General features: G+C 40.1%; 23 protein-coding genes and 1 pseudogene. 20 read left to right on the top strand and 4 right to left on the bottom strand.

Annotation, left to right across the window (positions count from 1 at the left end; all coding sequences use genetic code 11):
* Positions 1-12: 12 nt before the first annotated feature.
* Complete coding sequence (locus HNQ41_RS01760; RefSeq protein WP_184662689.1) at positions 13-519, bottom strand: peptidyl-prolyl cis-trans isomerase; 507 nt, start codon at positions 517-519, stop codon at positions 13-15.
* Between the two features lie 102 nt (positions 520-621).
* On the opposite strand from HNQ41_RS01760, the gene glsA reads away from it, so the two are divergent.
* The 5 genes from glsA to HNQ41_RS01735 all read left to right on the top strand — a co-directional run bounded on the left by glsA (position 622) and on the right by HNQ41_RS01735 (position 6,674).
* On the top strand, positions 622-1,548 hold the full coding sequence (gene glsA, locus HNQ41_RS01755; protein WP_184662688.1) for a glutaminase A: 927 nt from the start codon (positions 622-624) through the stop codon (positions 1,546-1,548).
* 100 nt (positions 1,549-1,648) lie between these two features.
* The gene (locus tag HNQ41_RS01750; protein WP_184662687.1) at positions 1,649-1,930 is read left to right on the top strand and encodes an Fpa/YlaN family protein; all 282 of its coding nucleotides are present in this window, start codon (positions 1,649-1,651) and stop codon (positions 1,928-1,930) included.
* Positions 1,931-2,018: 88 nt separating this feature from the next.
* Positions 2,019-2,525, top strand: coding sequence for a M50 family metallopeptidase (locus HNQ41_RS16730; protein WP_343043309.1), 507 nt, complete (start codon positions 2,019-2,021; stop codon positions 2,523-2,525).
* 114 nt (positions 2,526-2,639) lie between these two features.
* Positions 2,640-6,086: a pyruvate carboxylase gene (pyc, locus tag HNQ41_RS01740; protein ID WP_184662685.1), complete on the top strand. Its 3,447-nt coding sequence runs from the start codon at positions 2,640-2,642 to the stop codon at positions 6,084-6,086.
* Positions 6,087-6,230: 144 nt separating this feature from the next.
* On the top strand, positions 6,231-6,674 hold the full coding sequence (locus HNQ41_RS01735; RefSeq protein ID WP_184662684.1) for a Dps family protein: 444 nt from the start codon (positions 6,231-6,233) through the stop codon (positions 6,672-6,674).
* A 68-nt stretch (positions 6,675-6,742) separates the two neighbouring features.
* Here HNQ41_RS01735 and HNQ41_RS01730 read toward each other — a convergent pair whose 3' ends face one another.
* Positions 6,743-7,645 carry a COX15/CtaA family protein gene (locus HNQ41_RS01730; protein WP_343043308.1) on the bottom strand — a complete coding sequence of 301 codons (903 nt, stop codon included), beginning with the start codon at positions 7,643-7,645 and terminating at the stop codon, positions 6,743-6,745.
* A 357-nt stretch (positions 7,646-8,002) separates the two neighbouring features.
* Here HNQ41_RS01730 and cyoE point away from each other — a divergent pair, with 357 nt between their 5' ends.
* Genes cyoE through HNQ41_RS01705 form a run of 5 tightly spaced genes read left to right on the top strand, consistent with a single transcriptional unit; the run spans position 8,003 to position 12,859 of the window.
* Positions 8,003-8,944 (top strand): heme o synthase, encoded by a 942-nt coding sequence (gene cyoE / locus HNQ41_RS01725; protein ID WP_184662682.1) that lies wholly within the window; start codon positions 8,003-8,005, stop codon positions 8,942-8,944.
* Positions 8,945-8,986: 42 nt separating this feature from the next.
* Positions 8,987-10,009 carry a cytochrome c oxidase subunit II gene (gene coxB, locus HNQ41_RS01720; protein WP_184662681.1) on the top strand — a complete coding sequence of 341 codons (1,023 nt, stop codon included), beginning with the start codon at positions 8,987-8,989 and terminating at the stop codon, positions 10,007-10,009.
* A gap of 27 nt (positions 10,010-10,036) precedes the next feature.
* On the top strand, positions 10,037-11,875 hold the full coding sequence (gene ctaD, locus HNQ41_RS01715) for a cytochrome c oxidase subunit I (RefSeq protein ID WP_184662680.1): 1,839 nt from the start codon (positions 10,037-10,039) through the stop codon (positions 11,873-11,875).
* Between the two features lie 2 nt (positions 11,876-11,877).
* Positions 11,878-12,507, top strand: coding sequence for a cytochrome (ubi)quinol oxidase subunit III (locus HNQ41_RS01710; protein WP_184662679.1), 630 nt, complete (start codon positions 11,878-11,880; stop codon positions 12,505-12,507).
* A gap of 4 nt (positions 12,508-12,511) precedes the next feature.
* The gene (locus tag HNQ41_RS01705) at positions 12,512-12,859 is read left to right on the top strand and encodes a cytochrome C oxidase subunit IV family protein (protein WP_184662678.1); all 348 of its coding nucleotides are present in this window, start codon (positions 12,512-12,514) and stop codon (positions 12,857-12,859) included.
* Between the two features lie 150 nt (positions 12,860-13,009).
* Here HNQ41_RS01705 and ytvI read toward each other — a convergent pair whose 3' ends face one another.
* The gene (gene ytvI / locus HNQ41_RS01700) at positions 13,010-14,068 is read right to left on the bottom strand and encodes a sporulation integral membrane protein YtvI (protein ID WP_184662677.1); all 1,059 of its coding nucleotides are present in this window, start codon (positions 14,066-14,068) and stop codon (positions 13,010-13,012) included.
* Between the two features lie 185 nt (positions 14,069-14,253).
* Between ytvI and HNQ41_RS16575 the strand changes: the two are divergent.
* Positions 14,254-14,455, top strand: a pseudogene (locus HNQ41_RS16575) (zinc ribbon domain-containing protein); the annotation flags it as partial.
* Between the two features lie 56 nt (positions 14,456-14,511).
* Here the strand turns inward: HNQ41_RS16575 and HNQ41_RS01695 are convergent.
* The gene (locus HNQ41_RS01695) at positions 14,512-14,886 is read right to left on the bottom strand and encodes a YugN family protein (protein WP_184662676.1); all 375 of its coding nucleotides are present in this window, start codon (positions 14,884-14,886) and stop codon (positions 14,512-14,514) included.
* A gap of 167 nt (positions 14,887-15,053) precedes the next feature.
* Between HNQ41_RS01695 and HNQ41_RS01690 the strand changes: the two genes are divergently transcribed.
* From HNQ41_RS01690 to HNQ41_RS01650, 9 genes are all read left to right on the top strand, one after another.
* Positions 15,054-15,485, top strand: coding sequence for a CBS domain-containing protein (locus HNQ41_RS01690; RefSeq protein ID WP_184662675.1), 432 nt, complete (start codon positions 15,054-15,056; stop codon positions 15,483-15,485).
* Positions 15,486-15,662: 177 nt separating this feature from the next.
* Complete coding sequence (locus tag HNQ41_RS01685) at positions 15,663-16,784, top strand: CAP domain-containing protein (RefSeq protein ID WP_184662674.1); 1,122 nt, start codon at positions 15,663-15,665, stop codon at positions 16,782-16,784.
* A 67-nt stretch (positions 16,785-16,851) separates the two neighbouring features.
* Positions 16,852-17,331: a YlbD family protein gene (gene ylbD, locus HNQ41_RS01680; protein ID WP_184662673.1), complete on the top strand. Its 480-nt coding sequence runs from the start codon at positions 16,852-16,854 to the stop codon at positions 17,329-17,331.
* Positions 17,332-17,357: 26 nt separating this feature from the next.
* Entirely contained in the window at positions 17,358-17,597 is a 240-nt protein-coding gene (locus HNQ41_RS01675; protein WP_184662672.1) for a YlbE-like family protein, read from the top strand.
* 126 nt (positions 17,598-17,723) lie between these two features.
* Complete coding sequence (locus HNQ41_RS01670; protein WP_184662671.1) at positions 17,724-18,080, top strand: hypothetical protein; 357 nt, start codon at positions 17,724-17,726, stop codon at positions 18,078-18,080.
* A 17-nt stretch (positions 18,081-18,097) separates the two neighbouring features.
* Positions 18,098-19,741: a DNA repair helicase XPB gene (locus HNQ41_RS01665; protein WP_184662670.1), complete on the top strand. Its 1,644-nt coding sequence runs from the start codon at positions 18,098-18,100 to the stop codon at positions 19,739-19,741.
* A complete protein-coding gene (locus tag HNQ41_RS01660) occupies positions 19,738-21,372 on the top strand; it encodes a hypothetical protein (protein ID WP_184662669.1) in 1,635 nt (544 codons plus the stop codon). The genes HNQ41_RS01665 and HNQ41_RS01660 overlap by 4 nt, the downstream gene beginning before the upstream one ends.
* Before the next feature lie 342 nt (positions 21,373-21,714).
* The gene (locus HNQ41_RS01655) at positions 21,715-22,158 is read left to right on the top strand and encodes a YlbF/YmcA family competence regulator (RefSeq protein WP_425506942.1); all 444 of its coding nucleotides are present in this window, start codon (positions 21,715-21,717) and stop codon (positions 22,156-22,158) included.
* A gap of 83 nt (positions 22,159-22,241) precedes the next feature.
* Complete coding sequence (locus tag HNQ41_RS01650) at positions 22,242-22,517, top strand: YlbG family protein (RefSeq protein WP_184662667.1); 276 nt, start codon at positions 22,242-22,244, stop codon at positions 22,515-22,517.
* The last annotated feature ends 485 nt before the right edge of the window (positions 22,518-23,002 follow it).

The following is a 23,002-nucleotide window of genomic DNA, read 5'->3' as shown; positions in this document are numbered from 1 at the left end:
CTTTCCGGCGTGTTATTGATTTTCGTGTTTGACAATGAGCCTTTTGACATCAGTGATCGGTTCGTTAATATTACTTCCATCACCATAATAAAGGTGGATTGGCCCATCTTCTCGAAGAGCTTGTCCGTTTTTAGAAAAGCCAGCAATCATGTTACGGGCGACCTCTATTGAAACGTCAATCAATGTGCCGTCCTTTTTTTCAATTTGAACGTTCTTCGCGTCGGGGTGAGGAGTCGCACGATCAAAATAAACGTCTAAAGCCATGCCGTAGGATTTGTTTTCCATTTCCTTTTTATCCCCATATAACTTATTGTCATTGCTCGGTGAGTAAGCGCCTTCAATCCTTCCCGCACTCCACGCCTGAGCCATTTTTTGCGCTTCGTCTACATTTGTTTGTATATGCCCCTCTTGAAAAAATGTTTCTAAATTAATTTTACGTTCATCAAAAATCCAAACCCCAGGATCGATGGTAATTGTGTGAAGTGTGTCACCTGTAATTTCAACGATCATTTCCTCCATCTTTTCATTCCTCCTTTGTTGTTTTCTAGTATAAAGGGGATGAAACATTTTGTCACTGGGATAAACTAATGGTTGTAATCGTCATTCAGGGAGGATCGTTCAATGATTTGTCTTGACAGATTGATGTTGGAAGAGATGGTCCTAGAAGCAAAGAAGTGTTCTGTTGCGGGTGAAGTTGCTGACTACATCCCAGCATTAAAGAAAGCGAATAAAGACACATTAGCTATCGCGGTATTTGAGGGAGAAAATACATGTTCCATCGCTGGCGAAGTTGAAGAAAAATTTACATTGCAAAGTATTTCTAAAGTGTTATCACTGGCTGTAGCTCTAATGGACCGCGGTGAATCAACTGTATTTTCAAAAGTAGGGATGGAGCCTACAGGTGATCCATTTAATTCGATCATCAAGTTAGAACACTCACCGTCAAAACCGTTGAACCCGATGATCAATGCTGGTGCACTGGCAGTCACTTCATTAATTGTTGGGGACACGATGGAAGAAAAGTTAGGGCGCTTGCTAAGTTTTGTCCATGAATGTACAGGGAATCAGAATATAGGTTACGATGAAGAAATTGCACAATCGGAGTATGAAACGGCATTTTTAAATCGTTCACTCTGTTACTTTATGAAGCAACACGGTGTTATTGAAATTGAAGTCGAAGAATTATTATCTTTATATACAAAGCAATGTGCCATCGAAGTTACTTGTGAGGATTTAGCAAAGATTGGATATGTGATTGCCAATGAAGGAAAACATATTGAAACAGGACGCCAAGTGATTCCGCTTCATATAGCGAGAGTCCTAAAAACATTCATGGTTACTTGTGGAATGTACAATGCGTCTGGAGAATTCGCCATTCGTGTAGGGGTTCCTGCAAAAAGTGGTGTGTCTGGTGGTATGATGGCCGCTGTACCATATGGTCCTGGTATAGGAATATATGGTCCTGCTCTTGATGAAACGGGAAATAGTATTGCAGGTATGGCCTTGCTAGAAGCGCTTTCTAAACGTTATGATTTGTCTATTTTTTGAAAAACATGAGCAATTGAAAGTTCATCTGTTGCAATTTTAACCCTTAAAAGCTATCATGAATGCATAGGGACAGATGTGTTGAACGATAGGAGGGATAATAATGTCGTTAGAGACGATATCCGAACAAAGTGAAAAAGCTTATGCCCTTCTAAAAGAGGATGCGCAAAAAATTCTGAAACTGATTGAAGTACAGATGGAAAACCTGACCATGCCGCAATGTCCTCTTTACGAGGAAGTTTTAGATACACGAATGTTCGGTCTTTCCCGAGAAATTGATTTTGCCATTCGATTGAACTTGATTAGTGAAGAGGCTGGGAAAGAATTGCTTGATGAATTAGAACGCCAATTGTCCGCATTACATGAAGCATCCATGAAATCGTAAGTATGATTGATGAAAATGTAGGTGGTTTGAAAAAATATGGGAGCCAAGCACCAAGAGGGAAGCTTGGCTTTTGTAATAGCTAACAAGAATGGTGATGGTATACATGTGGGGAGAGATGGTCTTATTTTTCCTGTTTTGTTTAGTGACAATCCCGCCAATTACCCACCTATTTCATGAAATGGGTCATCTCTTAATGGCGAAAATCATGCTTGTTCCAGGTGGAAATGTTGTAATTGGGAAAGGGAAGGTTTTATTCTCTTTCTCTTTTTTTGAAACAACGTTTCACATTCATCAATGGTTTTTCTTGGGCGGGTCTACGACTTTTGCATCTGTAGATAAAATTCCTGTGTGGCGAAGGTGTTTGATCTATTTAGGGGGACCTTTAATGAATGGTCTATGCGCTTTTGCTTTACTAACACCAGGTTTCGGGTATGCAGAACATTGGACAACCGTTTGGTTTCAATGGCTGTTACTCATGAATATATGGGTCTGTATCGTTAACTTAATCCCTTTTCAACAGCGGGGGAAGAAGTCCGACGGTAAACTGTTCATCGAAACAATTCAGTCTGTCCTCTTGACAAAAATGAGATTTTGAACGAAAATTCTAAAAAATAGTATAGATCAATAGTATCTTGATCAAGTTTCTTTTTCATTCTTCATTATAAGAAAAAAAATAAAAAATGAGCTAAATGACAGGAAGGAGAAGAAGATGAATCGACTGAAAAACATTAAAAAACTACTCGTAGCAAATCGCGGCGAAATTGCAATTCGAATTTTTCGAGCTTGTACAGAGTTACATATTCGTACGGTGGCGATCTATTCCCAAGAGGATACAGGATCCTATCATCGTTACAAAGCAGATGAAGCATACCTTGTTGGAGAAGGAAAGAAACCGATCGACGCGTACCTAGATATTGAGGGGATTATCGAAATTGCAAAACGAAATGGTATTGATGCGATTCATCCAGGTTACGGCTTTCTGTCCGAAAACTTACATTTTGCACAAAGGTGTGAAGAAGAAGGGATCATTTTTGTCGGGCCAGAACTTGATCATTTAGATATGTTCGGTGATAAAGTGAAAGCAAGGGAACAAGCTGTCCTTGCTGATCTACCAGTGATCCCAGGAAGTGATGGTCCAGTATCTACCGTTGAAGAAGTAGAAGCATTCGCTGAACAAGCAGGTTACCCATTTATCATTAAAGCTGCTTTAGGTGGAGGCGGTCGTGGGATGCGGATCGTCCGTTCACAGGAAAGTTTGCAAGAATCATTTGAACGAGCTCGTTCTGAAGCAAAATCATCATTTGGTGACGATGAAGTTTACTTGGAAGCATTCATTGAAAACCCTAAGCACATCGAAGTGCAAATTCTTGGAGACAAAGAAGGAAACATCGTGCACTTATATGAACGAGATTGTTCCGTTCAACGAAGACACCAAAAAGTCGTTGAAGTAGCACCGAGCGTTTCTTTATCAAAGGAAACGAGAGAGGAAATATGTCAAGCCGCTGTTCAATTAGCGGAAAATATCGGCTATGTCAACGCAGGAACGGTAGAATTTCTTGTCAAACCAAATGGGGAATTTTATTTTATCGAGGTAAATCCTCGTGTCCAAGTTGAACATACGATTACGGAAATGGTTACAGGGATAGATATTGTACAATCACAAATCTTAATTGCTGATGGTAAGACTTTGCATGGTCCTGAGACGAGTATTCCGCAGCAAAAAGATATTATTCACCACGGTTACGCGATCCAATCTCGTGTGACAACAGAGGATCCTTCAAACGGATTTATGCCTGATACTGGAAAGATTATGGCGTATCGTTCAAGTGGGGGCTTTGGAGTCCGACTAGATGCAGGAAACGCTTTCCGAGGTGCGACAATATCTCCTCATTATGATTCCTTACTTGTTAAAGTGTCAACATGGGCATTGTCATTTGAAAATGCAGCTGCGAAAATGGTGAGAAACTTACGAGAGTTCCGTATTCGTGGCTTAAAAACAAATATCGCCTTTTTAGAAAATGTTGTTCAACATCAGCGTTTTTTAAGTGGAGAATATGACACGTCTTTCATTGACCAAAGTCCTGAACTGTTTGTTTTTCCAAAACGCTTGGATCGCGGAACGAAAATGCTTCGTTTTATTGGAGAGACAACGGTCAATGGCCACCCATCTATAGGGGAGGAGAAAAAACCAGTCTTTGATCAACCACGTGTTCCAAAATTAAAATATTCTGAACCAATTCCTGAAGGAACGAAACAAATTCTAGATGCACATGGAGCGAACGGATTAGTTGACTGGGTGAAGGAGAAAGATGATGTATTACTAACGGATACGACGTTTAGAGATGCTCATCAATCCTTATTAGCAACTCGACTTCGTACACAAGATTTAAAACAGATTGCTGAACCAACTGCAAGGCTGATGCCTAACCTTTTCTCAATGGAGATGTGGGGAGGAGCAACGTATGATGTAGCCATGCGCTTTTTACATGAAGATCCATGGGAGCGATTATTATCGTTGCGTCAACAGTCTCCAAATGTCCTGTTCCAAATGCTTTTAAGAGCTTCGAATGCTGTAGGCTATAAAAATTATCCGGATAATGTCATTGAAAAGTTCGTCTCACAATCTGCAGAAGCGGGGATCGATGTCTTTCGAATCTTTGATAGCTTAAACTGGGTTGATGGAATGCGTCCAGCTATTGACTACGTAAGGCAAACTGGCAAGATTGCGGAAGCGAGCATGTGCTATACAGGGGATATCCTCGATAAATCGAGAAATAAATACGACTTGAACTATTATGTAGATTTAGCGAAAGAATTAGAAGCCTCAGGTGCTCATATATTAGGAATTAAGGACATGGCTGGTTTAATGAAGCCAGAAGCTGCTTATCAGTTGATTTCGACGTTAAAAGAATCGGTCGACATCCCTATTCATTTACACACTCATGATACGAGTGGGAACGGGGTCTTTACCTATGCGCGAGCGGTCGATGCAGGTGTTGATATTGTTGATACGGCCGTAAGTTCAATGGCTGGACTAACTTCACAACCGAGTATGAATAGCCTTTACTATGCATTAGATGGGAAAGAAAGACAGCCAAAAGTTTCAATCGACAATGTCGAAAAATTAAATGCTTATTGGGAGGATACTCGCCAGTTTTATCAAGGTTTTGAAAGCGGGATGATGGCACCGCACACAGAAATTTATGAACACGAAATGCCTGGTGGTCAATATAGCAACTTGCAACAACAAGCGAAGGCTGTTGGACTGGGAGATCGTTGGGACGAAGTGAAGAAAATGTACCGTCGTGTCAACGATATGTTCGGAGATATCGTCAAGGTGACACCATCTTCAAAAGTGGTCGGAGATATGGCGTTATTTATGGTACAAAATGACCTGAATGAAGATGATATTTTTGAACGCGGTGAATCACTCGACTTTCCTGATTCTGTCGTTCACATGTTCCAAGGCTATTTAGGTCAACCTTATCAAGGTTTCCCGAAAGAACTGCAAAGAATTATTTTAAAAGGCAAACAGCCGCTTACTGAGCGTCCAGGAGAACTGTTAGATCCTGTAGATTTTAATGAACTAGAACAAACGCTTTTCCAGAAGTTAAAGCGTCAAGTTACGAGTCACGATTTGATTTCTTATGCTTTATACCCTGATGTATTTATGGATTTCCAATCGTTTAAAGAAGAGTATGGAAATGTTTCTGTTCTTGATACACCAACGTTCTTTTATGGTTTGCGCCTAGGTGAAGAGGTTGAAGTTGAAATTGAACAGGGTAAAACATTAATCGTTAAACTTATTTCGATTGGTGAAGCTCAAAAGGATGGCACGCGAATTGTATACTTTGAGTTAAATGGACAACCTCGTGAAGTACATGTGAAAGACGAGAGCGTTGAAAGTAGTGTACAAGCTAGACCAAAAGCGGATAAAACTAATCCGAATCATATTGGAGCAACAATGCCAGGAACAATTGTTAAGACGATTGTTTCAAAGGGAGATAAAGTACGAAAAGGTGACCATTTAATCATCACGGAATCGATGAAAATGGAAACGACTGTACAAGCCCCAAGAGATGGAGAGATCACAGAGGTGCATGTAGAAAATGCTGAAGCTGTCCAAGCTGGAGAGCTGTTGCTGGAAATTAAATAAGGGAAGCTGAATTCAAAGGGAGTTGAGTATCAACTCCCTTTGGTTTATAATGGATGAGTAACTTTTGATGTTAATTTGATGTTTAAGGGTACTTTACAAAGGGGACATCAAATAGCAAACGATAATTTAAGGGAGTTGATCTACATGGCACAAGCAAACGTAACAGAAGCATTAAACAGACAAGTCTCAAACTGGAATGTACTTTTCGTTAAGCTTCATAATTATCATTGGTTTGTTAAAGGACCTCACTTTTTCACTTTACATGAGAAATTTGAGGAACTGTACAACGAAGCTGCAGGACATATTGACGAGCTAGCAGAGCGTCAATTAACGATTGGTGGCGCTCCTCTTGCAACAATGCGTGAATTTTTAGAGGCTGCGACGATTAAAGAAGCAGAAGGGGAAAAAAGCGCAGAGGAAATGGTTCAAGACCTTTCAAGTGACTTTGAAAAGCTATCTGCTGAACTAGGTAAAGACATCGAAGCGTGTGAAGAAGCTGGGGACGATGCAACAGCTGATATGTTTATCGCTATTCGTCAATCAGTAGAAAAGCATAACTGGATGTTAAAAGCATTCTCAAGTAAATAATTCAAAACATGCAAAAAGACGGACTCTCTATAGGAGGGGCCGTCTTTTTTTGTTCGTATTTCATTCATCTAATTTGAACGAATAGCAATCATCGCAGTATAACTGAGGCAAGAAAACAATAAGCTGACAAATAGCGCATGAAACATCGTCATTGCTAAGTGGAAGGTAGTAAATAAAACGAGTACGCCACTAAGTGCTTGAATCGATATAAACAAAAATGCAAGAACACCTGAGTAAAATAGAGGTTTGTGATTACGGTGCTGCCTATATAACTGAATGAGCAAAATAAGAATGAGAGCCCATAACGTCATGGCGGCGACTCTGTGACCAAAATGAACGCCGACAAGCCCCTCTAAAACAGGAAACCATTCCCCATTACAAAGAGGAAAATCCATACAAGCACCGCCAGCACCGGTATGTTTTACATATGCTCCTGTATATACAACAATATATGTATAAATAAGAGAGCCGTAAATCAACCATTTTGTTCCTTTATTCATACTTGCCGACCAATAAGAACGAGGTCGATCATTTTCAAATACTAAAATCGCCAGTAATACAACGCTGGCTAATGAAATGAGTGAAACGCCAAAGTGTAAAGCCATCACTGCATCGGATTGACCCCAAACAACTGCAGCTGCACCTAGGAAACCTTGCAAAATAATTGCGAAAATAGCGAGAAATGCTAAAGGTTTCGTTTCTCGAAGATGTCCAATTGCTTTCCAAGCCCACATTGAAAAAGCGATAACAACGATTCCCATAATTGCTGATACGATTCGATGAGTGTATTCGATCCAAGTTTGAACGGTTCGTTCTTCAGGAAGGACTTCTCCGTAACAAAGAGGCCAAGTTTGTCCACAAGCGTCACCGGATTCGGTTTGAGTCACTAGAGCCCCCTGTAATAAAACAATTAACATACCAAGAGAGGTTACAATACCAAGAAATTTTAATCCTTTATTCAAAATGTGCACCGCCTTTAGTTTCACAATTTAATAGAGTTTTTTAGCATTATTAACGATAATATTCACATATATTTTATGGGCGGCATCGGAAAATGTCAATTTAGATGATTGACGAAAAACACGTTTATCACTATGATTATGGTGAGGAGTTTAGTTATATTTACATAATGCTAATGTAGTTTTGTGATGGAAATCATGGCATGATCAGCTATAATGATTGTGAAAATTCTATTTTTCTATTGTCACAAAATGATCACAATGGAATTTTTTAAATTAAGTGGGAGAAAAAGGAGTAGATTTGTAGACTTTTAAAACAATAATTATTATAATGTGGTAAAAGATTCCCACATTTAGGGGGTGGAAAAAGTGGAAAAGACGAGTACGGCTTCGGAAACGGCGAATTGGATTGAAGATTCAATAGAACACACTAATAAATCTGTAGCGAGAGCTTCGTGGAAAGACTATGTTGCAATTACGAAAACAGGTATTGTGATTTCAAATTTGATCACGGTTTTTGTTGGTCTCTTTCTTGCAGCTTATTATACGGGTACCTCACTTATCCAAGAGCCTTTAACTGCAATTGCAGCTTTGTTAGGTTCTACCTTGATTCTAGCAGGAGGGTGTAGTCTAAATAACTACATAGACCGAGACATTGATCCGATCATGGATCGGACCCAAGATCGTCCAACTGTAAGTGGAACGTTACTTCCAGACCAAGTATTGAAGTTTGGTTTGTCTATTTCAATTGCTGGGACTACGCTTTTAGCTCTAGCTTCTTTATCTGCAGCACTCATTGGTGTTGTTGGGTTGGTCGTATATGTCGTCCTTTATTCAATGTGGACAAAACGTACGACGACACTTAACACAATCGTAGGTAGTTTTGCAGGTGCCGCTCCTCCTCTCATTGGATGGGCAGCGATTGATCCTAGTTTACATCCATTGGCGTGGTCATTGTTTTTACTTATGTTTGTTTGGCAACCGCCACATTTTTTAGCACTTGCTATGAAACGTTCCGATGAGTATAAAGCTGCTGGTATTCCAATGTTGCCAGTTGTAGCAGGGTTTGCTGTGACGAAACGTCAAATCGTTTTATACACAGCAACAATCATTCCTGTGTCACTCTTATTAGTACCGTTTGGGACGGTTTATATGTTAGTGGCGCTCGTTATGGGGGGAGGTTGGCTAGCATTAGGTCTAGCTGGCTATAAAATGAACGATGATATAAAGTGGGCACGTTTGATGTTTGTATACTCACTTAACTACTTCATGATTTTGTTTATCGTAATGATCATCGTTCACATGTTTTAAATGTTAAAACGAGAAAAAAAAAGAAAGTGAGGTTTGTGAGGCATGAGAGGTGTTTGGCGACTACTATCGTTTTTGGCAATCATGTTATTTCTAGCCGGTTGCGGCCAAGAAAACCTATCTGCTTTGGATCCGCAAGGTCCTGTAGCAGATATGCAATTTGACTTGCTTATGTTAAGTTTGCTTGTCATGGTATTTGTAGTCCTCGTTGTTGTAGTAATCTTTATTTACGTTTTGATTAAGTATCGTGAACGACAAGGAGATACGCACATTCCAAAGCAAGTCGAAGGGAACCATCGTCTGGAAATTATTTGGACGACAATTCCTATTCTTTTACTATTGATCATTGCTGTACCAAACGTAGTATTGACGTTTGACTTAGCAGACACAGAACCAGAAGAAGACCAAGATGTCCTGGAAGTAACAGTGACAGGTCACCAATTCTGGTGGGAATTTGAGTATCCAGAGTATGATATTGAAGCAGGTCAAGACTTGTATATCCCAACGGACACACGAGTCGTATTTCAATTAGAAGCGAGTGATGTCATCCACTCATTCTGGGTACCAGCATTAGCAGGTAAACAAGACACTGTTCCTGGTATTACGAACGAGATGTGGCTTGAGGCAGAAGATGAAGGAATTTACCAAGGGCGTTGTACAGAATTTTGTGGCGAGTCTCACTGGTTAATGGACTTTAACGTCATTGCGGTTGACCCTGACACATTTGAAGCATGGGCAGATAGCATGGCGAATCCACCTCAAGAATTAACTGAACCACAGTCGGAAGTAGCAGCAGAAGGGCGAGCGATCTATGAAGAGAGCTGCTTAAGTTGTCACGCTACAGCTGGAGAAGGCGGGAACCCACAAGGGGGTCCTGATTTAACGAACTTCGGTGAGCGTAGTAATATTGCAGGCTTTTTAGAATTTAATGAAGATAACTTAGAAGAGTGGATTCGTGATCCACAAAAACTTAAGCCAGGAAACAGTATGCCAGGGTTTGATCATTTTGATGATGATGAGATGGAAGCACTGGTCGAATATATGATGGGGCTTAAAGTTCAAGATTAATTGATGATAAGTTAGGGGGTTAATAACGTGTCGAATCAGAAGTCTCAATCTAAAAGTACGTTATGGGACTGGCTGACAACTGTCGACCATAAAAAGGTAGGTATTTTATATCTACTAGGTGGTGCCTTCTTTTTTGTGATCGCCGGTATTCAAGCCATGTTGATGAGGATTCAATTGATGTTCCCGGAAGCATCATTTCTTCCTTATCAAAGTTTCAATGAAATGTTCACTATGCACGGCACAAACATGATCTTTTTAGCAGCGATGCCACTTTTATTTGGGTTTATGAACTATATTATTCCCTTACAAATTGGGGCACGAGATGTAGCATTTCCATTTTTAAATGCACTCGGTTTTTGGTTCTTTTTACTAGGTGGAATCTTCGTAAACTTAAGTTTCTTTTTAGGAGATGGGCCTCCTGATGCAGGGTGGACCTCGTATGTACCACTAGCGAGTGATCAATATGCAGGGTCAGGGCTCGACTTCTTTGTACTTGGTTTGCAGATTAGTGGTCTTGGAACGTTGATCGGGGGAATCAACTTTCTCGTCACGGTCATAAACATGCGTGCACCAGGTATGAGCATGATGCGTATGCCACTGTTTACATGGACATCATTCGTAGCGTCTATGTTGATTTTATTTGCTTTTCCAGCTTTAACAGTTGGGTATTTATTGTTAATGCTAGAACGATTGTTTGGGGCGAATTTCTTCATTCCTGATATGGGTGGTAACGTTGTTATTTGGCAACATTTATTCTGGATCTTTGGACACCCAGAAGTATACATTCTGATTTTACCATCTTTCGGTATTTTCTCAGAAGTCATCGCAACCTTTGCGAAAAAGCGCTTGTTCGGGTATACTGCGATGGTGTTTGCGACATTAGTCATCGGTTTCTTAGGTTTTATGGTGTGGGCACACCATATGTTTACAGTAGGTATGGGTCCAATTGCTAATGCCGTATTTGCGGTTGCAACAATGGCCATTGCCGTACCAACTGGTATTAAAATATTCAACTGGCTGTTCACTCTGTGGGGTGGGCGAATTAAGATCAATACCGCTAATTTATTTGCCTTGGCTTTCATTCCATCCTTCGTAATGGGTGGGGTAACTGGGGTAATGCTAGCAGTTAGTGCTGCAAACTATCAAATGCACGATACGTACTTTGTTGTTGCACACTTTCACTACGTAATTGTCGGTGGTGTTGTATTAGCGCTATTCAGTGCTGCCTTTTACTGGTGGCCACGAATGTTTGGATACAAGCTTAATGAGCCACTTGGAAAATGGTTTTTCTGGTTATTCTTGATTGGATTCCATTTGACATTTTTCTTCCAACACTTCCTCGGATTGATGGGGATGCCACGAAGAGTTGCGTCATACTTAGAAGGGCAAGGCTTTAGTGATATGAACTTTATTAGTTCAATCGGTGCGTTTATGATGGCTATAGGGTTTATTTTCTTCCTAGTTAATGTTTTCGTTTCGATCCGTTCTGGAAATCCAGGAGCAGACCCATGGGATGGTCGTACGTTAGAGTGGACGATTCCTTCTCCAACACCAGAATATAACTTTGCACAAACGCCACTCACTCGCGACCTTGATCCACTATGGTATGAAAAAATGCATGGTGACGGTCGTATGAAGGCTTCAGAACCATTAGGAGATATTCATATGCCAAATGCGACAATTTTACCGTTTTTGATGGCAGTTGGTCTGTTTGTATCTGCTTTTGGGTTTGTCTACCATAACCACTGGGTTGCGGCAGGCGGCATTGCTTTCACTTTCGCTTGTATGTTTGTCCGTTCTATAAAAGAAGATCACGGATATCATATTCATAAAGAAGAGATCCTATCTGACAAGGAGGTGGAATAATCATGGCTGATACACAATCTCAAGTTCATCAAGAAACTGAAATGATCCCGGATCACCCTGAAAAAGTGACTTTGGAAGGGAAAAATAAGTTTCTTGGGTTTTGGTTTTTTCTTGGAGGAGAAACGGTTTTATTTGCGAGTTTGATCGGGACATACCTCGGGTTACGAGGGGGAACAGCTGATGGACCAGGAGCGACAGATTTATTCCACCTACCACTTGTTTTTGTAATGACGATGATCCTTCTCACAAGTAGTTTAACGAGTGTATTTGCAGTATCTGCGATGCATAAAGGTAATATGAAAGGTGTACTAACTTGGATGTGGATTACCGTTCTGCTCGGTGCTACATTCCTTGGGTTTGAAATTTACGAGTTTTACGAGTATGTACACGAAGGCTTAGGCTTTACAACGAGTGCATTTAGTGGTGCCTTCTATACGTTAGTTGGTACACATGGTGCCCACGTTGCTTTCGGTATCGGATGGATCTTGACATTATTAATCCGTTACCGAAACACAGGACTTACGTTAACAAATGCACCAAAGTTTTATACAGCCATATTGTATTGGCACTTTATTGATGTTGTTTGGGTGTTTATCTTTACTGTTGTGTATCTCTTAGGAATTGGGGGTTAAGCCTATGTCAGAACATGTTGATCCGACTGCACCATTAAAAGGAGAGGTTTCGAAAAAGACAGAACGACAATTAGCGCGGGAAATGCGTAATCAGATCATTACGTTCGTATTTATGGTTTTTCTCGTTGCCCTTTCGTTTCTAGGAATTGCAAGCGAGGCGATTCCGAATGGTTTTGCTATCCCATTCTCTCTTCTAATTGCGGCAGTTATGGTTGTCATCCAGTTGTATTATTTCATGCACCTAAAGGATAAAGGAACATATTGGCCAAATGTGTTCATATGGACAGGTATATTTATTGCAGCACCAACGGTTGCATCTCTTATGTTACTACTCGGTGTCGTGAAATATTAATAGAACTTACAAAAAGATTTAAAAAGACCACCCTTTTAGTATCAATAACGATACTTTGCAAAGGGTGGTCTTTTTTACATGGTGAGGATTCATTGACAATAGCTAGTGAGTGGCTTGAATGATTAGAGAAGGGAACCTAAAGGATATTAGTCAAATTTTTAAGTTCACCTTAATAATCCCAGCTTCCCTTGCCGAAGTAAATAATATGACGAGAAGTGGACCGAGAATAAAACCTAATACACCGATTAACTGCATCCCGATAAATAGTGAAATTAATGTAGCTAAAGGTGATAAGCCAATTTGATTGCCCATAATTTTTGGTTCAACAGTTCGGCGAATCGTTAGGAGGATTCCGGCTAATACGAGCAACTGAACACCTAAAGCAATATCATCGGTCACAAGATGATAAATTGCCCACGGAGCCAGTATGGCGATTGAACCTATAATTGGAATAAAATCAATCAGCCATATAATAACCGACATAACTAGAGCAACTTCTGGCGCGATGATGTAGAGACCGATTAATGTAACAGCTAAAATAATTAAACTAACGAGAAACTGAGCTTTTAAAAAACCAAGAATGACAAAGGACATACGCGATACCATAAAGCGCACATTTTCAGCAGTTTTTTCTTTCATATAAGAAAAGAGTTTCGTTTTTAATCGAGGCATGTCCAATAAAAATAAGTACAATGCAATTAAATAAACGAGTAACGAGATGATATAAGAGGGAATGCTAACAATAAAAGAAGTGACCGTTCCAATAATATCACTGTTCTCAAAGTCATCTCTCACATCTATAAACCAATCTGTTACATGTTGGTCTATGTCTTCGAAAAAACCTTCTGGCAATTCAGGGAATCGCTCTTCCACATCGTCTTGAAAGTTCATCCAAGCATAGTTTGCTTCATTGATCATTCTAGGCATGTTATCAACAAGTGAATTGACTTGTGTTGTCAACTGTGTTGTTGCATAGAAGCTAGTTATACTAATAGCAAACAAAAATAGTGAGAAAACGAAAAATACAGAGATTTTTCTATTCAACTTTATCTTTTCTTGAAAAACTCGCACAGCAGGGGCGAGTATGATCGCGGTAAGTAGTGCTAATAATATTGGTAATGAAACAGGTAAAATAAAAAAGATGAAAAAGACTGCAACTAAGACGCCTATTAGGATGTATAGAATCTTTTTCCAGTTAATTGATGTCATGAGTAACCCCTTTCTAGCTGTTACGTTCACAATTACCATTATAAGTCGTGAAAAAAAAGAATGGTAGTCATTTCGTTAAAAATCTTTTAACGTGTTTCTAAAAGAAGTCTTCTCCTTCAACGTGTGAACGACGTGGCCAACAATAAGAGGGAGGTGGATTTCGGAGGGGAAGATTTTCTTTCTTGCTACAATCACAAGGAAAACAGCTTGTCAAAATTGATAAATGGTTTCCCGCTATGAAAACTTGTTTGAAATGTGGTTCAGAAAAAGTAATCAAATGATCAGAACGTATTTATCCATCTATTTGTCGGACTAAATCTTGACCGAGATTACAATTCAGCACTCATGATCAAAAAAGAAGCCATTCGTTTACGAAATTCATTTTAGAGAGAAAAAGCAACCCTTGTCTTCACGACAGGGTTGCGGCTATGAAATAGAATAGATTAATTGCTTATGTTTGTTTCAGCAACAGGTTTTAATTTCTCGGAAATCGATTCGAGTTTTTTGCTGCATTTATCAACGATTTTTTTCGGGAATTCTTCATCATATTCGACACCATGTGGGTAATAATGTTTACCTAGAACGGGCGTTAACAATTTAACAGTAGCCGATGGTGATGGTGTTTCCCCTTTTGTAGCATAGGCTTGGATACGGAAGTAATAAATATCTTGACGAACTTGGTCTTCTAGCTTGTAATCAAATGTGACTCGTTCATAATCCCATTGACCTGCATGAATAAAACCAGCTTTGGATAAAATGTCATCTAAAGCATCGAAGTTTACTTCCAATCCCGCGATTTGACTGTTTTCGAACTTCATCGTATTCCCTCCTCTATCATTACGCAAAACTTTTCTAGTTTATCATAGTATGAATGTTATTAATTTGCAAATGCTGTGAATCAAACGGATTTCCATCATTAAAGTTAGCATGCTATGTACAGATTTGGGTAACATAAAAAAGAATAAGCTAAAGGAGGTATTGAATCTTGAGTCATTTAAAAGACGTCATGACAACGAATGTGGAAACGTGTAAACCAGAGGATAATGTGTATGAAGTCGCAGTGAAAATGAAGGATCTAGAAGTAGGTGCAATTCCAATCTGTGAGGAAGACCGTTTATTAGGTATGCTAACAGATCGGGATATTGTCGTTCGTGGTGTTGCTGAAAAAAAACCCGGGTCTACATCAGTTAAAGAGGTTATGAGTGAGCATTTATTGACTGGGGAGCCTGATCAGACGATCGATGAAGCAGCGAAAATGATGGCTGAAAAGCAAATTCGTCGTTTACCAATCGTTGAACAAAACAATAAGCTCGTAGGCATCGTTGCACTAGGTGACTTAGCGGTCCAACAAACAACAACAGATGAAGCAAGTTTTGCTTTATCTGAAATTTCAGAGCGTCCTGAAGCGCATCACTAATTTTAGATAAAAGAAAATAAATGAGTGTAAGTGAGGTCGGATGATGATTTCCGACCTCGTTTTTTTGTTGTTAATAGAACACCTTTCGCATATAGATGTTAAAAACTTTCTAAATGGAAGGGATGACAGAGGGAAGTGAAGAAAACAAAATATAAGGATGATTGAAGGAGAGGGAAAATGAGAAAGTTTAATTTGGCACTAGCTTTCGGTGGTATGGTAACAGTATTTTTAATTGTAGGGGTCCTTTTTATTGAAAAATTCTCTAACTCTAATGGGGAAGGGGAAGGCGGATCAAAAAATGAACTTGTTTCCTTTGAGGAACGAGAACAAATTGAAGATCATGAAACAGCATTAAATGAACAAACAGATGGTGACAGCGGTGTACATAATGAAGATAGTGATGACAACGAAGGTAGTCGGATGATGCATGAATGGGTTGGTTCTTCAGAACAAGAAGTTATTGATGAATTTGGTGAACCCGAAAGGAAGGATCCATCAGCTTATGGGTATGATTGGTGGGTATATCCTGATAAACAAGCTTATCGGCAAATAGGGATTAATGATAATGGAAGAGTGGTCACCCTGTTAGCGACAGGGGAGGATCAAGAAAAAATGGAGCCTTTCACAGTAGGTACTTCGTATGAAGATATTAATGGTGAAATGAATTTTTCAAGAGAAGTACAATTGGAAGATGAATATGCGACTTATAAATTTGAATTGACTGAAGAGGAACAACGAGTACACCCACTTATTCAACATGATGATGTTTGGTTACAACTTCATTTTGATGCCCACGAACAAACGCTTTCGAGCGTTCGTTACTTGACGAGTGAGATGTTAATTAAACAACGTCCTTATGCGATCATTTATCGTGGCGAGTTATTAGAACCAGAACCAATTAGTGAGCAAGAATGGGAAGAGATTAATCGTGGTGCAGAAAAACAAATCTTTCATTTCACAAATGCATTACGTCATCAATATGGTCTTGAAGGGTTAGAGTGGCATGATGATACAGCTACGGTAGCCATGAAACATAGTCAAGATATGGAAGCCAATAATTATTTCTCTCACACTTCTCCTGGTCGTGGGGAATTACAAGACCGACTTGCAAACGAAGAAGTTGGTTACGAAATGGCGGCTGAAAATATCGCTGCTCAATACGTCGATGGCGCTGCTGCAGTAAATGGGTGGCTAAACAGTGAAGGACATCGTGTAAATTTACTTCACGATGAGTTTACCCATTTAGGGGTAGGTGCTTACAAGCAGCATTATACGCAAAATTTCATTATGCCTTGGTGAAATAGGCGCACATAAACGTAGGCATTGACGTAGGCTGTAATGAATGAAGGAACACGGAGGTGTGCCTATGGGCAAATCGTTGCATCCGTCAGTGCGTAAGTTTAAAGAATTTGTGAAAAACCACCCTAATGTCCTCCAAGATGTGAAAAACGGTGACAAAACGCTACAAGACCTTTATGAAGAGTGGATGATCTTAGGTGATAACGATCCGATATGGGAAAAATATAAACGCAACGAACAGCCACAAAATGACGATGGTGTTGATCAAGAAGAAAATGAAGAGGATGAAGAAGGTGAAGAGGATAAAGACGATAGTGACGACGAAAAAAATAAACAAGACTTGCAAGATTTATTAGGGATGATGAAAAATATAAACCTTAATGATGTTCAAAGCCACTTAGAGCAAATAGGGGGGATTGTTACATCTATCCAAGGAATCGTCGACCAATTCCGTCAAGGTTCCTCCTCATCTTCATCGCAGTCTAATACAACAAACACAAATTCCTCTTCTCAGTCCCAGTCACCTTTTTCATTTCAAAGGGATTAATCGGTATTTAAAGGTGTGATTTAATCATGCGTCAAGAAGTGGTGATTTACCTACAACAACACCCGGATTTACGAAGGTTTATCCGACAGCATCCATTTTGGTATCGTCGGTTGTCGCGAGATCCAGATCGTTTGCAAGAAATGACGATGGAAGCGCGGCGTTTTTATGGCAAGACGTTTTCGCAACGCATCGATCGATTGCAACAACAAATCGATTCTGCAGCGATGATGATGGAGATGGTTCGACATATGGGAAGCGCAGACTGATAAACGAACGGTTGTGATTTCTAATCAACCGTTCGTCGTCAGTCTCGTTTTTCTTTTGACGTATAACAAAGCTTTGAATCGGTGAAAGTAGAATTAACAAGTTGGATAAAGAAGGTGATGTGAAAAGTGTCACTTAAGAAATGTTTTTTACCGATGGTTGTTTTGTTATTGTTGTTTGTTGTGGCAACAGATACAAGTGAGTCCGAGAAAATCCTTATAGATGAAAAGGACGTCACTGTAATATATGAGCATGGAGACGGGCACCTCGCAATTGAATGGACACCTGAAACGAGGCAGTTTAAAAAACCTGGTCATAAAGAGGAGACTGTTTCAAAAAAAATAAATGTTTACGTTGATGGTGATTTTGTTGACACCTTTCATTCATCGAGTTTTCAATTAAGCAATCTCTCCCCGACTGTACATACGATCATGCTTATCGACCGAGAGACGGGAGAAGAACGGTCATTTAGTATCGATATTTAAATATGGGGGAGATGGATGTGGCGAGACAGAGAGACCTTATTATTTTGTACGATGGCAAAATATATGTTCCTTACGAAATCGACCAACGTGAAGAAATTTTACGTTCCTTAACACAAGTATCACAATGGCAACAAACAACACAAAGTGTTGATATTTATCAAATAACAACATCTTCACTATGGAGTGCAGTTCACCAAGGGTGGACGTTTACAAGCCTCCAATGGTTTTTAGAATCAATGTCTAGAAAAAAGATTCCAACTCCCTTGCAAAAATGGGTAAAGGAGACGATGGATCATGTCGGCAAGGTTACGATTGAAAAACGAAATGGTCAATGTGTGCTTGTATCGAGACTAGCACATCTTCCTCGTTCATTGGACTTCTTGACGCTTTCTTCTATTGACAAAGAGCGTGGTGTAAAGGTATATCAAATAGATCCCGACCATCGATTCGACATTAAGCGTAGCTTAGCACACCACGGATATCCTGTCACAGATCATTACTGGCGACAAACGGGACAACCGTTATCGGTTTCGTTGCACTCGCATGTCCGGCTTCGTCCTTATCAAGAAGAATCAGTCCAACGTTACGTGAAGGGGAATGAACGTGACCATCAAAATGGGATTATCGTTTTACCATGTGGTGCGGGAAAAACGATTGTCGCTATTGCCCTTATTGCACATATTCAAGAAGAAACGTTAATCTTGACGCCAAATGAAACGTCCATGAAGCAGTGGGAAAGGGAGTTACTGGCGAAAACGACGCTCAAGGAAGAGGACATTTCTTGCTATAGTCGTAACAATAAACGAGTTGCCCCAATCACGATTACAACGTATCAAATGATGACGTATCGTTCGCAGGAAGAAAAGCAGTGGGTTCACCTACCACTGTTTCAAGAGCGGGATTGGGGCTTTTTAATCTATGATGAAGTGCATATGTTGCCTGCGCCTCTTTTTCGAGCAACGGCAGATTTACAAGGGAAAAAACGGTTAGGGTTGACGGCTACGTTTGTCAGAGAAGATGGAAAAGAACGTGATCTATATGCCTTGCTCGGCCCGAAACGTGATGATCAGCCGTTACGCAATTTACAGCAGCAAGGGTGGTTAGCGAATCCGAATTGTTATACTTATACGGTTCAATTTGGGTATCAAACGAGAAGACGGTACGTCGAAGCAAATAAACAAGAACGGTTCAAAATGGCAAGTGTCAATCCTAAAAAAATAGAACTTCTCAAGTCTCTTTTAAGGGTTCATGAGGGTGATCAAGTTCTTGTGATTGGTCATTATCTTGAACAATTGCGTTATGCTGCGGAACAAGTGGATGCGCCTTTGATTACAGGACAAGTTCCTATTGTTGAGCGTGAGAAGTATTATGAAGATTTTCGGGGGCGCAAAGTGAGTACGCTGATCGTGAGTAAGGTAGCAAATGTGGCTGTTGACCTTCCGGATGCTGAGGTTGCGATTCAGTTGTCGGGTCATTATGGTTCAAGGCAAGAGGAAGCGCAAAGAATTGGCCGTATTTTGCGGAAAAAGAAGGATGATCATCCTGCTTATTTTTATTCAATTGTGACAGAGGGGACGGAAGAGGAAATGGCAGCTGTGAAGCGTCAACGGTTTATGGAAGAGCAAGGATATACCTATGAATGGTTAGGGTGGTCTCAATGAGGTGGATTGAAAAGACGCGAGAAGGTGTGGAGCAAGCTGTGCATCCTTATGTTCGTGTTGATGAGGTGCGCGAATGGGTCGAGGCGCTAACTGATGAAGAGCGTGATTTGTTACGTGCTTTACTTTTGAAAAATGGTCGTGGCTACAAGGAATGGATTCAAGCTGTTGCGGATGTTTCGAGGGGAACGAAGTTAGAAAAGATGCGATTTTTTGAAAAGTTGCAAGAGAAAAAGATCGTTGTTTCGGTTAGGTGGCGGAAAAATGAGCCTGCGTTAACGATACCTGATCCGGTTTTTTCTTTTCTTTGTTCTTCACTTATTGCGCCTAGTTACCAAACAGTGTGTGCGCAAAATATATCCATTTTAGAGCCTGTTTGTTATGGGCTTCAACCTTTTCTTATCGAAGAGCGTAGAAAGCTTGTGACGCCTCCTGTCATTGAACAGGAATGGACTCGTTTTATCAAGGCGGTGAAACATACGGCGGAACCTTTTTTTGCAGCTGGTGACGAGGATTTATCTTCTTACCAAAAGCAGGTTCGTTGGGCATGGTTGTTACGAAGTCGTTTTGACGAATGGTTTTATCAAGTACAGTTGAATTATTTATCGACGGATGAAGCGCTGCGTTCAAATGAATTGCTTGAACGTTTACTTGTCATGCAACAAGGAAGGGCAGTGTCTTATGAGGAAATGCTTAATCTGGTTAAAGGGTGTTCTTCATGGGAAAACAAATTCAAAACGCTTATTGACTTAGGTGTATGGGTGTTAGATGAAGAAGAAAGGTGGTTAACGTCATTTCATTCACTTTTATATCAAGAGAATATTCTAGAAATTGATTTTACAAAATTTTTAATTCAACCGTTCATGCCTTTAGAAAAACTGTTTTCAGTTTTATGTTGGGGAGAGGTTGTTGATTTGGACGTTTATTGGACAGTCGAATTTGAAGCGGAAAGGTTTCAAAATGAAAAGCCACTTTTCCCTCATTTTGACGGACTTGTCAAAACGTTAGAACCTTACATGATCGATAGAGACAAAACGGTGATGACTTGGCGCCGGTGGTTGCATTCTTCTCATTCAGTAAAAAAAGATCCGGATACTTGGTTAAATTATCAATTTCGAGATCAAGGCCAAGCCGAGCTCGTTATAAATCAGTGTGAAGATCGTGAACAGGTGATTCAAGTCGATAACAAAGTGTTTGTACGAACAGTATACCAACCACAGTTTGAAAAACAATTGAAAAAGGTAGGGTACAACTTGGAAGATGGCCAAGAGACAGAAGCGTATCACGGAGATGATAATGAGCATGATGAAGTAGTCACCGTGACATTTCCGATATTTCCTGAACGTGAAGATGTAAAACGCCTTCCTTTACAATGGTTCCATTTATTACCTTATGAAGAGGGGATGCTTGGAAAGTTATTAAAGCAAGCCAGGTCTTGGCGTTTGCCTATACGGGTACAAATGCATGGTCAAGTTCATATTATGGATGTTGTGACTGTTGAAAGGCGTGCATATCCACCTTATTTTCAAAATCATAAACAAGAAAAGGTTCTTTTTTGCGACATCGAAAAATTATCTCTCGTGAATCCATATGAACCTGCAGAGGGTTTGTTGGACGGATCGTCATTTGATTGAACCACTTTCATAATGAAGGGTTTTAACAAATATCATGAATGTAATCAGTTATCACGAGGGTGAACGTCTGTTTTGGAAACGAGTGATTGAAACGAAAGGCGGCGACTCCCTGAGGATAGAGCGCAGTCTGAAGATCCAATTCAGCGACGGTTTGTGGAGCTGAATTTAGCTGAAGACAAGCCCTCGGGAAAGCGTCCGCCTGCAGTGAAAATCACAATCGATGTTCGGAAATGATCGTTACATCATCTATTATGAAATTGATTTGATTAGTTAAGAGCGATAGATGTTAACAACACATTCGCCTTCTTATCATGTGCATGTTATACTGCGGTTGGAGGTGTTATTATGGATACAACCGCCACGCAAATTGATGTTGTAGAACAAGCCAACAACATAGCGGATATGGTTACGTCATCAGACGTATTTGATGAATATAAACAGGCGAAAGCTAATCTTCGTGATGATAAACAAGTGATGGAAAAAATCGCTCAGTTTCAAACGTTAAAGGAAAAGTACGAAGAGGTTCAACGCTTTGGGAAATACCACCCAGATTTTGATTCGATAAGTAAAGAAGTTCGAGAGAAAAAAAGAGAACTTGATACTTACCCATTAGTGGCAGAATTTAAGCGTGCTGAAAAAGAATTGGACGAGTTATTGACGGATATCAGTCAAAAAATTGCGTATGCTGTGTCACCATTTATTAAAGTTCCAACTGGAAATCCATTCTTTGATCAAGCAGGCTGTAGCGGCGGCTGTGGTAGCGGTGGAAGTTGTGGTTGTTCATAATTTGGGTCTTTGACTTCAGTTGCGCGTAGTCATAACAGATGCTAGACTGTAAAAAAGCAAGCTTGTAAAAAGGAGTAGCTGTGATGATCGGAGATCGCGTAGGAATAGCCGTATGGATCAAGTCTTTAAAACAGGTGAAGCAACTTCGGCGTTTTGGAAACATTCATTATGTTTCAAGACGTATGAAATACGTCATCCTATATTGTGAGCAAGATGAAGTTGAAACAACGATGGAAAAGATATCATCTCTCCATTTTGTTAAAGAAGTACAAATGTCAATGCGGCCGTGGGTCAATACTGAATATCAAGATGCGAAGCCGGATAAAGCGAAAGAGTACGATTATAAAATGGGAATATAGACAGAAAAGCGAAACGCCTAGCTCACGAGCGACCAGTGCTGGAAGTTCGGTAAAAGAAAGCCGCTTTTTGGCTTTCATTAACGAACTGAAGCAACCTCGAGCTCGTAGGCGTTACAGCTAGACAGAAAAGCGAAACGCCTAGCTCACGAGCGACCAATTCAAATTTAATACTTTCCTAAATGAAAAGCAAGCTGATTCTCTCCGAGTGTAACTTTCATTCTGACTAGTAATTTTACTAGGTGTGATGAAAGTAAAGGGGGAGGATCAGCTTTTTTATTCACTATTAAGCGTCGATGTGATATAGAAAAGGGGCTGACGAACAACGTCAGCCCCTGCCTCATGGCAAACAAAACTTTATGCTTCATTTGCGTAGGCTATGGGAGAGGAGAAACCGGAGGAAGAACTTATGGGGAAACGTAAGCCTTCTCCGCGGTTGTCAGCAACATGATGGATCATGCTGCTATCTATATTATCGACGAGAGACA

The sequence above is a fragment of the Texcoconibacillus texcoconensis genome, from assembly GCF_014202575.1.
Classification (GTDB): Bacteria; Bacillota; Bacilli; order Bacillales; family Salisediminibacteriaceae; genus Texcoconibacillus; species Texcoconibacillus texcoconensis.
This window is presented reverse-complemented; position numbering and strand designations above follow the sequence as displayed.

Excerpts from the sequence above, each read along its gene's own strand:
- HNQ41_RS01735 (WP_184662684.1), top strand. The coding sequence starts at position 6,231 with ATGGCACAAGCAAACGTAACAGAAGCATTAAACAGACAAGTCTCAAAC.
- coxB (WP_184662681.1), top strand. The coding sequence starts at position 8,987 with ATGAGAGGTGTTTGGCGACTACTATCGTTTTTGGCAATCATGTTATTT.
- ylbD (WP_184662673.1), top strand. The coding sequence starts at position 16,852 with ATGGGCAAATCGTTGCATCCGTCAGTGCGTAAGTTTAAAGAATTTGTG.
- HNQ41_RS01710 (WP_184662679.1), top strand. The coding sequence starts at position 11,878 with ATGGCTGATACACAATCTCAAGTTCATCAAGAAACTGAAATGATCCCG.
- HNQ41_RS01695 (WP_184662676.1), bottom strand. The coding sequence starts at position 14,886 with ATGAAGTTCGAAAACAGTCAAATCGCGGGATTGGAAGTAAACTTCGAT.
- ytvI (WP_184662677.1), bottom strand. The coding sequence starts at position 14,068 with ATGACATCAATTAACTGGAAAAAGATTCTATACATCCTAATAGGCGTC.
- glsA (WP_184662688.1), top strand. The coding sequence starts at position 622 with ATGATTTGTCTTGACAGATTGATGTTGGAAGAGATGGTCCTAGAAGCA.
- HNQ41_RS01705 (WP_184662678.1), top strand. The coding sequence starts at position 12,512 with ATGTCAGAACATGTTGATCCGACTGCACCATTAAAAGGAGAGGTTTCG.
- HNQ41_RS01675 (WP_184662672.1), top strand. The coding sequence starts at position 17,358 with ATGCGTCAAGAAGTGGTGATTTACCTACAACAACACCCGGATTTACGA.
- pyc (WP_184662685.1), top strand. The coding sequence starts at position 2,640 with ATGAATCGACTGAAAAACATTAAAAAACTACTCGTAGCAAATCGCGGC.
- HNQ41_RS01650 (WP_184662667.1), top strand. The coding sequence starts at position 22,242 with ATGATCGGAGATCGCGTAGGAATAGCCGTATGGATCAAGTCTTTAAAA.
- HNQ41_RS16730 (WP_343043309.1), top strand. The coding sequence starts at position 2,019 with ATGGTGATGGTATACATGTGGGGAGAGATGGTCTTATTTTTCCTGTTT.
- HNQ41_RS01750 (WP_184662687.1), top strand. The coding sequence starts at position 1,649 with ATGTCGTTAGAGACGATATCCGAACAAAGTGAAAAAGCTTATGCCCTT.
- HNQ41_RS01760 (WP_184662689.1), bottom strand. The coding sequence starts at position 519 with ATGGAGGAAATGATCGTTGAAATTACAGGTGACACACTTCACACAATT.
- HNQ41_RS01685 (WP_184662674.1), top strand. The coding sequence starts at position 15,663 with ATGAGAAAGTTTAATTTGGCACTAGCTTTCGGTGGTATGGTAACAGTA.
- HNQ41_RS01660 (WP_184662669.1), top strand. The coding sequence starts at position 19,738 with ATGAGGTGGATTGAAAAGACGCGAGAAGGTGTGGAGCAAGCTGTGCAT.